Here is a 10,650-nt window from a genome sequence, read left to right on the forward strand (position 1 = left end):
AAGATGTGTGACGCCATGGAAGCGCGCGCTTCCGATACCGTCGCGACGCTTTGTGACTCCCGTGCGCTTTTTGGAGTGCTTCGGATCGATTTCGCGGTGACGGCGGACGGCGTGTTCGAAGGACCCGCAGAGGGTGCCCATTCGACACATGCCCGAGGCAGTGACAGTGAACGGACGGTCAATTTCCGTTTTTGCTCGCTCCTTTGGCGGGCGATCAGTAGCCTCAGCTCGAACACCGGATCGCCCGTACCCGTCCTGCACCGTCCCACGCCGTCGATCACGCCTTGGAGAGATAGATGGAGCGTCCCGCCTGGGCCCCTCGGAGCATTGACATCTCAGTGCCGAGCGTGTCCCGTATCTATGACTACTACCTGGGCGGTTCGCACAACTTCGAGGTCGACCGGGAGGCTGCTCGCAAGGCGATGGAGTTCATGCCGGGACTGCCCAAGATCATGCAGGCGAACAGGGCGTTCATGCGCCGTGCCGTGCGCTTCGCGGCCGACGAGGGCATCACGCAGTTCCTCGACATCGGCTCCGGCATCCCGACCTTCGGCAACGTCCATGAGATCGCCCAGGCGGCCAGGCCGGGCGCGCACGTCGTGTACGTCGACCACGACCCGGTGGCCGTCGCGCACAGCCAGGCCGTCCTGCAGGACAACGACGACGCGGACGTCGTCGCCGCCGATCTGCTCAAGCCCCGGGAGATCCTGGCGAGCCTCCAGGTTCAGCGACTGATCGACCTGAACCGGCCGGTCGCCCTCCTCCTCGTTGCCATACTGCACTTCGTGGAGGACACGGACGACCCGTACGGTGCGGTGGCGGAGCTGCGCGACGCGCTCGCGCCGGGCAGCCTGCTCGTCGTCACGCATGCCTCGTACGAGGGAATTCCGCTCCCCGCGGAGCGGGTCGAGGGCACGGTCGACGTGTACAAGGACATCCGCAACCCGCTGATCATGCGCTCGCGTGACGAGATCGCGCGGTTCTTCGAGGGGTACGACATGGTGGAACCCGGACTGGTGCCGATGCCGATCTGGCGGCCTGACACGGCACCCGAGGACGAGGATCCGTATTCCTTCTCCGGGTTCGGCGGCGTGGGGCGCGCGGCGTGACCGCCGAAGCGGCCGGGCCGGAGGACAGACTGCGCAGGTTCGCGACGATCTGGAGCCGGGCGGTCTTCCCGGTCACCTCGACGTCGCTGACCCGGCCCGAGCTCGAGGAGCAACTACTGCCGCTGGCCCGGCGGTTGTGCGACGCGCTGCGGGCCAGGGCCTTCGACGCGGCCGAGGGCCAGGCGGTCGGGGCCGCGCTCGTCGCCGCGCACTGCACCGACCCGGAGGCGCTCAGTCGCACCCTCGACTGCGTCGATGCCTATCTGGTGCTCTACTGCGGCGAGGACGTTCCTCAGGAGACTCAGGAGACCCAGGAGGCTTTGCGGACCCGCTCGGCGCGCTTGCAGCACGCCATGGCCGCCGGTTTCGCGCGGGCGCTGCGGGAGCGGACGCTCGCCGAGCAGGAGGCCATCGCCCAGGCGGCGTTGAACGCGCGCAGCACGGTGGCCGAGGCGTTGCACGCGAGCGAGGCCCGCTTCCGAGCGGTGTTCGAGGGTGCGGCCATAGGTATCGGCATCGCCGACCTCGAAGGCAACATACTGCAGGTGAACGGAGCCTTACTGCGGATGTTCGGCGGCTCCGAGCAAGGGGTGCGCGGCCGCAGGGTCCCGGAGTGGACGCACCCCGAGGACGGCCCTCAAGTCTGGCGCTTGTACGAGGAGTTGGTGCGCGGCGAGCGCGAGCACTACCACGTCGAGAAAGCCTTCTACCGGCCCGACGGTACCTCCCTGTGGACCAACCTGACGGTGTCCTTGCTGCGTGACGCGGACGGCGAGCCGCAGTACCAGCTCGCGCTCATGGAGGACACCACCGAGCGGCGGCTGCTCAATCTGCGGCTGCGTTACGAGGCCACGCACGACGCGCTCACCGGACTGCCCAACCGGACCCTGTTCTTCGAACGCCTGGAAAAGGCGCTGGCCGTGGGTGGGGCGCAGCGCTTCGGGCTGTGCTACCTCGACCTCGACGGCTTCAAGACCATCAACGACAGCCTCGGGCACGCGGCCGGCGACCGGCTGCTCGTCGAGGTCGCCGACCGGCTGCAGTCCTGTGCGACCGCCCCCGGCGAGATGGTCGCCCGGCTCGGCGGCGACGAGTTCGTGGCCCTCACCACCGGCCCCGACACCGAGCGCGAGGTCGACGAACTCGCCGGGCGCATCATGAACGCCCTGGTCACCCCGATCAGCATCGACGGCCGTGAGCTGACCGTGCGCGGCAGCATCGGCATCGTCGAGGGACCGGCGGGCGAGCGTGGCCCCGCGGAGGTGCTGCGCAGCGCCGACATCACGATGTACCGGGCCAAGTCCGCGGGCGGCAACCGCTTCGAGCTCGCCGACCCCGAGGCCGACGCCCGCGCCATCACCCGGCACGGACTGACCACCGCGCTTCCCGCGGCCCTCGACCGGGGCGAGTTCTTCATCGAGTACCAGCCGCTCGTGCACCTCGGCGACGGCAGTGTGCGCGGCGCGGAGGCGCTGGTGCGCTGGCTGCACCCGCAACACGGCGTGCTCGGCCCCGACCAGTTCATTCCGCTCGCCGAGCACACCGGACTGATCGTCCCGCTCGGCCGCTGGGTCCTGGAGCAGTCGGTCCGCCAGGCCCGCGAGTGGCAGGAGCGACACGAGGCGGCGGGCTCCCTGCGGATCAACGTCAACCTTTCCCCGTGCCAGCTCACCCATCCGGGGCTGGTCCAGGACACGGTCGACATTCTGGAGCGCGAAGGACTCGACCCCGACGCGCTGTGTCTGGAGGTCACCGAGTCCGCGCTGATCGGGGCCGACGACGACCTCCTCAAGCCGCTGCGCCGGCTGGCCGAGATGGGCGTGGACATCGCCCTCGACGACTTCGGCACCGGCTACTCCAACCTCGCCAATCTGCGCCGCCTACCCGTGAGCATCCTCAAGCTGGACCGCTCCTTCACCCAGGGCATGCAGCAGTTCCCGGCGGACCCCGTCGACCTCAAGATCGTCGAGGGGATCGTCACGCTCGCCCACAGCCTCGACCTCGCGGTCACGGTCGAGGGCGTCGAAACGGGAGCCCAGGCCGAGCAGCTGCGGATACTGGGCTGCGACACGGCCCAGGGCTGGTACTACGCCCGCCCGGGCCCGCCGGAGCGGCTGCACGAGCTGGCGCTGGTGGACGCGACGGGCTGAGTCTTCGCGCGCGGCGTGGTCTCCTGGAACGGGGAGGCCACGCCGCGGCCCTGTCCGGGGGCACCAAGGGCTGCGACGCCCGATCCGGACAAGGAGCTGAGCAGGATGAGCGCGGACCTTCAGGGCAGAAACGCCGTGGTGACCGGTGCCAGCAAGGGCATCGGGCTGGCCGTGACGCAGACGCTCGCCGGGGCCGGGGCGACGGTGATCGCCGGGTCCCGTAGCACGTCGCCCGGCCTGGACGCGCTGGTCGAGCAGGGCACCGTGACCTGGGTGCCGGTGGACCTCGCCGAAGCCGGTGCCGCTGAACGCCTCGTGGCGGCGGCCGACGGACGGATCGACGTCCTGGTCAACAACGTCGGCTCGGCCCCCGCCCGTACCGGCGGCTTCCTGTCGGTGACCGACGAGGACTGGCAGCGCACCGTCGATCTGAACCTGCTGACGGCCGTACGGGTGACCAGGGCCGCCCTGCCGCTGATGCTGGCGCAAGGCCGAGCCTCCATAGTCACGATCGCCTCGGTCAACGCCACCCTGCCCGACCCCCTGGTGATCGACTACAGCGCGAGCAAGGCCGCACTGGTCGCCTTCTCCAAGGCGCTGTCGAAGGAGGTCGGCCCTCAAGGCATCCGGGTCAACACCGTCAGCCCCGGCCCGGTGGAGACCGAGCTGTGGCTCGGCGGCGACGGAGTGGCCGAGACCGTGTCGGCCGCCGCCGGGGTCACCCCCGACGACGTGGTCGCGCAGGTCGCCGGCGCCGCGGTCACCGGCCGCTTCTCGCAGCCGGGCGAGGTCGCCGACCTGGTCCTCTTCCTCGCCGGCGACCTCGCCCGCAACATCACCGGCAGCGACCTGGTCATCGACGGTGGTTTCATTCCCACCTGGTGACGCCGGCGACGGCGCCTGTCGGCACAGCCGCATCCCCGGGCGAACCGCACGCCGGTCGACGCGGCGGCCGCATCCCCGCGTGAACCGCATGCCGGTCGACGCAGCAGCCGCATCCACAGGGGAACCGCACGCAGGTCAGCGCTCCAGCAGCATCCGTTGCAGTTCCCTGGCCGCCCGAGGCGGAGCCACATCGCTGCGGTGGGCCAGCGCGATCGTGCGGTGCAGGCCGGGCGGGGCCAGCGGGGTCACCCGCAGCCCTCGCCCGGACCGGGTCGCGACCATGCGCGGTACGACGGCCACGCCGAGCCCCGCCCGGACGAAGCCCAGTACGGCGTCCATCTCGCCGCCCTCGACGGCGAAGTCCGGCTCGAAGCCCTCGGCGCGGCAGGCGGCGACGGTCAGCTCGCGCAGGTCGTAGCCGTGTCGGAACATGACCATGCGTTCGCCCTCCAGATCTCCGATGCGCACCGCACGGCCCCGCCCCGGTGTGGGCGCCTCCCGCGACGACACCACCACCAGGTCCTCGCGCAGCAGCTCCACCGTGGTCAGCGCGGGGGAGGGGGTGGGAAGCGGGGACACCACCAGGGCGAGGTCGAGGGCGCCGCGCGCGAGTTCCCGTACGAGATCGTGCGAGCCGCCCTCCTCGATCAGCAGCCGGATGCCGGGATAGCGGTCGTGGAAGGTGCGCAGCACGTCCGGCAGCAGGCCGGTGCACAGGCTCGGGGTCGCGCCCAGCCGGACCCGGCCACTGCGCAGCTGGGCCAGCTCCTGCACCTCGTGCCGGGCCGTGTCCGCGTCGGCCAGGATGCGTCGGGCCAGCGGTAGCAGCGCCTCGCCCGCGTCCGTCAGCGTGATGTTCCCGCGCGCCCGCAGGAACAGATCCGCTCCCAACTCCCGCTCCAGCGCCTTGATCTGCTGGGACAGGGACGGCTGGGCGACATGGACCAGATCGGCGGCCCGGGTGAAGTGCCGGGTCTCGGCGACCGCCACGAAGTACTGGAGCTGGTGGAACTGCACTCGAGCCACGATAGGTCATCACTATGGAAACGAGCCATTCCATGTCTTGGACCGATCGGCCTTGCCGGGCCTAGCGTCATCGGCATGGCTCTGGCACCGCGGACGGACCGACGACCGTCCATGACGCGCTCCGTGTGGGACAGCTCCGTCGGGAAGAAGACCGTGATGGCCGTGAGCGGCCTGATCATGCTGCTGTACCTGGTTGTCCACATGTTCGGCAACCTGAAGATCTTCTTCGGCTCCGGCGATTTCAACCACTACGCGCACTGGCTGCGTACCCTCGGTGAGCCCTTCCTGCACTACGAGTGGGCGCTGTGGATCGTGCGCGTGGTGCTCGTCGTCGCCGTGGTCGCCCACGCGACCGCCGCCTACCAGCTGAGCCGCCGCGACATCAGGGCACGCCCCAGCAAGTACGTCCACAAGAAGCCGCGATCCAGTTACGCGACGCGCACCATGCGCTGGGGCGGGATCATCCTCGCCATGTTCATCGTCTGGCACATTCTCGACCTGACGACCGGCACCGCGCACCCGGGCGGCTTTCAGTCCGGACACCCGTACCAGAACGTCATCGACACCTTCTCCACCTGGTACGGCAATGTCATCTACATCGTCGCGATGCTCGCGCTCGGCCTGCACATCCGGCACGGCTTCTGGAGTGCGGCACAAACCCTCGGCACCGGCAGTCGCACCCGCGACCGCGCCCTCAAGACCGTCGCCAACGCCCTCGCGCTGACGCTGACGGCGGGCTTCATCGCCGTACCTGTCGGTGTCATGACCGGATTGGTGAGCTGACATGACCGCATACGCCGAGTACACGACCGGTGCGCCGGTCGTCGACAGCAAGGCCCCCGAGGGCCCGATCAACGAGCGCTGGGACACCCGCCGCTTCGAGGCCAAGCTGGTCAACCCCGCCAACCGTCGCAAGCACACGGTGATCGTCGTCGGTACCGGCCTCGCGGGCGGCTCCGCCGGCGCCACGCTCGCCGAACAGGGCTACCACGTCGTCCAGTTCTGTTACCAGGACTCGCCCCGCCGCGCCCACTCGATCGCCGCCCAGGGCGGCATCAACGCGGCGAAGAACTACCGCAACGACGGCGACTCGATCCACCGCCTCTTCTACGACACCGTCAAGGGCGGGGACTTCAGGGCCCGGGAGTCGAACGTCCATCGGCTCGCCCAGATTTCGGTGGAGATCATCGATCAGTGCGTGGCGCAGGGCGTCCCCTTCGCCCGCGAGTACGGCGGCCTCCTCGACACCCGCTCCTTCGGCGGCGTCCAGGTCTCCCGGACCTTCTACGCCCGTGGCCAGACGGGCCAGCAGCTCCTCCTCGGCGCGTACCAGGCGCTGTCCCGGCAGATCGCCGCGGGCAACATCGAGATGCATCCGCGCACCGAGATGCTTGACCTCATCGTGGTCGACGGGCGGGCGCGGGGGATCGTGGCCCGCGATCTGATCACCGGTCGTATCGACACGTACTTCGCGGACGCCGTCGTCCTGGCCAGCGGTGGCTACGGCAACGTCTTCTACCTGTCGACGAACGCCATGAACTCCAACGCCACCGCCATCTGGCGGGCGCACCGGCGCGGTGCCTACTTCGCCAACCCCTGCTTCACCCAGATCCACCCCACCTGCATCCCGCGCACCGGTGACCACCAGTCCAAGCTGACGCTGATGAGTGAGTCGCTGCGCAACGACGGCCGCATCTGGGTCCCGAAGGCCAAGGGCGACACCCGCCCGGCGAACGAGATTCCCGAGGACGAGCGCGACTACTACCTGGAGCGCATCTACCCGTCCTTCGGCAACCTCGTGCCCCGCGACATCGCCTCCCGGGCCGCCAAGAACGTCTGCGACGAGGGCCGCGGCGTCGGCCCCGGCGGCCAGGGCGTCTACCTCGACTTCGCCGACGCCATCCGGCGGATGGGCAAGGCGAAGGTAGAGGAGAAGTACGGCAACCTCTTCGACATGTACGCCCGGATCACCGCCGAGGACCCGTACACCGTGCCGATGCGGATCTACCCCGCCGTGCACTACACGATGGGCGGACTGTGGGTCGACTACGACCTCCAGACCTCCATCCCCGGTCTGTTCGCGATCGGCGAGGCCAACTTCTCCGACCACGGCGCGAACAGGCTGGGCGCCTCGGCCCTGATGCAGGGCCTGGCCGACGGCTACTTCGTGCTGCCGTCCACCATCAACGACTACCTCGCTCGCAACCCGCACCACGAGCAGGTCACCGACGAACACCCCGCCGTCCAGGAGGTGTTGGCCGAGACCGAGGACCGGCTGCGGCTGCTGCTGGCCGTCGACGGCGACCGCACGCCCGACTCCTTCCACCGTGAAGTCGGCGAACTCATGTGGGAGTTCTGCGGCATGGCCCGCACGGAGACCGGGCTGCGCAAGGCGCTCGAGCGCATCCCGCAGATCCGCGAGGAGTTCTGGCGGCGGATCAAGGTCCCGGGCACCGGCGAGGAGTTCAACCAGTCCCTGGAGAAGGCCAACCGCGTCGTCGACTACCTCGAGCTCGCCGAGCTCATGTGCCTCGACGCGCTGCATCGGGCCGAGTCCTGCGGCGGGCACTTCCGTGAGGAGTCCCAGACTCCGGACGGCGAAGCGGCGCGCAACGACGAGGAGTTCTCGTACGGGGCGGCCTGGGAGTTCACCGACAGCGGCGCCGCGCCCGTCCTTCACAAGGAAGACCTGGTCTTCGAGTACGTCCACCCCACTCAGCGGAGCTACGCATGAAGCTCACCCTGCGCGTCTGGCGCCAGCGAAACGCCGACGCCGACGGAGCGATGTCCACCTACGAGGTGGACAACATCTCGGCCGACATGTCCTTCCTGGAGATGCTCGACACCCTCAACGAGGAGCTCATCCTCAAGGGCGAGGACCCCGTCGCCTTCGACCACGACTGCCGCGAGGGCATCTGCGGCGCCTGCTCGCTCGTCATCAACGGCGACGCCCACGGCCCCGAGCGCACCACGACCTGCCAGCTGCACATGCGGTCCTTCCAGGACGGCGACACCATCGACATCGAGCCGTGGCGTGCCTCGGCGTTCCCGGTGGTCAAGGACCTCGTCGTGGACCGGTCGGCCTTCGACCGGATCATCCAGGCCGGTGGCTACATCACCGCCCCGACGGGCGCCGCACCCGAGGCCCACGCCACGCCCGTGCCGAAACCGGACGCCGACTTCGCCTTCGAGCACGCCGAATGCATCGGCTGCGGCGCCTGCGTGGCGGCCTGCCCGAACGGGGCGGCGATGCTGTTCACCTCCGCCAAGATCAACCACCTCAACGTCCTGCCCCAGGGCGCGCCCGAGCGCGAGACCCGGGTGCTCGACATGGTGGCGCGGATGGACGAGGAGGGCTTCGGCGGCTGCACCCTCACCGGGGAGTGCGCCACCGCCTGCCCGAAGGGCATTCCGCTGTTCTCCATCACCAGCATGAACAAGGAGTGGCTGCGCGCGAGCCGCAAGTCGGGCAGGCGTTAGCCGTACGGCGTTCGCCGGCACAGTGCGGACGGGCGGGACCGGGGGTGGTGCTCAGCCCCGGTCCCGTCTCGCGCTGACGGGCACCCCTGGCATTCAGCATCCCCACATCCCCTCTCCTGGCGCACGTCACGCGCAGGCCAATCGGTATCGGAAGAACAGGAGCGCGCAGACCGTATCGAGCCGGTCTGCCGACGCTCAGCCGAACCAGGCCCGTGACCAGGAGAGTGCCATGACCGGCGTTTCCACCCTCGACAGCCCCCCGCAGCCCGTGGCCCCCACCCGCTACACCGTCACCCTCGCCCGCTCCGAGGCCGACGTCCGGGCCGCGCAGCGGCTGCGTCACGACGTCTTCGCCGGGGAGATGGGCGCCCTGCTGACCACCCCGCAGCCGGGCCTCGACATCGACGCCTTCGACGCGTACTGCGACCACCTGCTGGTCCGGGACACGCTGACCGACCAGGTCGTCGGCACCTACCGGCTGCTGCCGCCGGAGCGGGCCGCGATCGCCGGGCGGCTGTACTCGCAGAGCGAGTTCGACCTCGGCCCGCTCGACGCGATCCGCCCGGGACTCGTGGAGGTCGGCCGCTCCTGCGTCCACCCCGACCACCGTGACGGCGCGGTCATCGGCCTCATCTGGGCCGGGATAGCCCGCTACATGGTCGACGGCGGCCACGAGTGGCTCGCGGGCTGCTGCTCGATCCCGCTCGCCGACGGCGGCGCGCTCGCCGCGGGCACCTGGGACCGGGTCCAGGCCAAGCACCTGGCGCCCGAGGAGTACCGGGTACGGCCGCTGCTGCCCTGGAACCCGGACGGGGTCGCACGCTCCGGCCGCACCGAACTGCCCCCGCTGCTGCGCGGCTACCTCCGCCTCGGCGCCTGGGTCTGCGCCCAGCCCGCGCACGACCCGGACTTCGGGGTCGCCGACCTGTACGTGCTGCTGTCGATGCGCCGGGTCAACCCGCGCTATCTGCGGCACTTCCTCTCGCTCGTACCGGCCTGATGAGCGTCTGGCTGCCCAGCGCGCCCTGCACCCCGAGGGCGTGTGTGGAAGCGGCGGGTTCCGTGACCGCCGTACCGCGGGCCGTGCTGCGCCTCACCGCGGTCCTCGTCCTGCTCCTCGGCGGGGTCGTGCTCTGCCCGATCGGCGGACGGATCCCGGCCGGGGCGGTCCGGGTGTGGTCGCGGACCGTCGTCCGGGCCGCGGGCGTCCGGGTCCACGTCAGAGGTACCGCCGCACCCACGGGCGGGCTGCTGATCGTCGCCAACCACATCTCCTGGCTAGACATCCCGCTCCTCGCCGCCGTCCGGCCGGCCCGGATGCTGGCGAAGTACGAGATACGGCAGTGGCCGGTGGCGGGCCCGCTGGCCGCGCGCGGCGGTGTCCTGTTCATCGAGCGCGACCGGCTGCGCGCCCTGCCGGGGACGGTCGCCAGGATCGCCGAGCTGTTGCGCGGCGGCGCCGCGGTGGTGGCCTTCCCGGAGGGCAGCACCTGGTGCGGCCGGGAGCAGGGGCACTTCCGGCGGGCCGTCTTCCAGGCCGCACTCGACGCGGGAGTGCCGGTTCAGCCGGTGCGCCTGCACTACCGGCTCGCCGGGGGAGCGGCGAGCACCGCGCCCGCCTTCGTCGGGAACGACTCGCTGCTCGCCTCGCTGTGGCGGGTGACCTCGGCGCGCGGGCTGGTGGCGGAGGTCGAGGTGCGGCCCGCACTCGCGCAGGGCAGCCATCCCGACCGGCGGAGCCTGGCCCGCGCGGCGGAATCCGGCCCGTGCGGCGCAAGGGGGGTGCACTCGCCGACGGCAGCACGCGCGGCGGTCCCCGCACACCTCTGACACCCGCGCGGACATCCCGCCCAGGTCCTGTCGTCACATTCCCGTCGTCCGCCCGGAGGGCGGGCCTCGCGGCGTCAGGTGCGTGCTCTCGGCGTGCCGGGCGCAGACCCTCGTACTGGTTGTACGTGGGTCTGCGCCCGGTGCGGCGGGAGTGCGTGCATGGCGTCGCG

At 70.5% G+C, this 10,650-nt stretch carries 9 protein-coding genes; 8 read left to right on the plus strand and 1 reads right to left on the minus strand.

Annotated elements, in window-relative coordinates; genetic code table 11:
• Positions 1 to 296: 296 nt before the first annotated feature.
• The 3 genes from AB0D57_RS25700 to AB0D57_RS25710 all read left to right on the plus strand — a co-directional run bounded on the left by AB0D57_RS25700 (position 297) and on the right by AB0D57_RS25710 (position 4,144).
• Positions 297 to 1,109, plus strand: coding sequence for an SAM-dependent methyltransferase (locus AB0D57_RS25700; protein ID WP_362077389.1), 813 nt, complete (start codon positions 297 to 299; stop codon positions 1,107 to 1,109).
• A complete protein-coding gene (locus tag AB0D57_RS25705) occupies positions 1,106 to 3,259 on the plus strand; it encodes an EAL domain-containing protein (RefSeq protein WP_362077392.1) in 2,154 nt (717 codons plus the stop codon). The genes AB0D57_RS25700 and AB0D57_RS25705 overlap by 4 nt, the downstream gene beginning before the upstream one ends.
• Positions 3,260 to 3,364: 105 nt before the next feature.
• A complete protein-coding gene (locus AB0D57_RS25710; RefSeq protein ID WP_362077395.1) occupies positions 3,365 to 4,144 on the plus strand; it encodes an oxidoreductase in 780 nt (259 codons plus the stop codon).
• Between the two features lie 135 nt (positions 4,145 to 4,279).
• Here the strand turns inward: AB0D57_RS25710 and AB0D57_RS25715 are convergent, their stop codons facing one another.
• Positions 4,280 to 5,161, minus strand: coding sequence for a LysR substrate-binding domain-containing protein (locus tag AB0D57_RS25715; RefSeq protein ID WP_362077398.1), 882 nt, complete (start codon positions 5,159 to 5,161; stop codon positions 4,280 to 4,282).
• A 120-nt stretch (positions 5,162 to 5,281) separates the two neighbouring features.
• On the opposite strand from AB0D57_RS25715, the gene AB0D57_RS25720 reads away from it, so the two are divergent.
• From AB0D57_RS25720 to AB0D57_RS25740, 5 genes are all read left to right on the plus strand, one after another.
• On the plus strand, positions 5,282 to 5,953 hold the full coding sequence (locus AB0D57_RS25720; protein ID WP_362077420.1) for a succinate dehydrogenase: 672 nt from the start codon (positions 5,282 to 5,284) through the stop codon (positions 5,951 to 5,953).
• A 1-nt stretch (position 5,954) separates the two neighbouring features.
• Complete coding sequence (locus AB0D57_RS25725; RefSeq protein WP_362077401.1) at positions 5,955 to 7,904, plus strand: fumarate reductase/succinate dehydrogenase flavoprotein subunit; 1,950 nt, start codon at positions 5,955 to 5,957, stop codon at positions 7,902 to 7,904.
• Positions 7,901 to 8,650, plus strand: coding sequence for a succinate dehydrogenase/fumarate reductase iron-sulfur subunit (locus tag AB0D57_RS25730; protein WP_362077404.1), 750 nt, complete (start codon positions 7,901 to 7,903; stop codon positions 8,648 to 8,650). Before AB0D57_RS25725 ends, AB0D57_RS25730 begins: the two co-directional genes overlap by 4 nt.
• Positions 8,651 to 8,879: 229 nt before the next feature.
• Positions 8,880 to 9,650, plus strand: coding sequence for a GNAT family N-acyltransferase (locus AB0D57_RS25735; protein ID WP_362077407.1), 771 nt, complete (start codon positions 8,880 to 8,882; stop codon positions 9,648 to 9,650).
• Positions 9,650 to 10,480, plus strand: coding sequence for a lysophospholipid acyltransferase family protein (locus tag AB0D57_RS25740; protein WP_362077411.1), 831 nt, complete (start codon positions 9,650 to 9,652; stop codon positions 10,478 to 10,480). Before AB0D57_RS25735 ends, AB0D57_RS25740 begins: the two co-directional genes overlap by 1 nt.
• Positions 10,481 to 10,650: the final 170 nt, after the last annotated feature.

Source organism: Streptomyces sp. NPDC048275 (genome assembly GCF_040652275.1).
GTDB lineage: Bacteria > Actinomycetota > Actinomycetes > Streptomycetales > Streptomycetaceae > Streptomyces.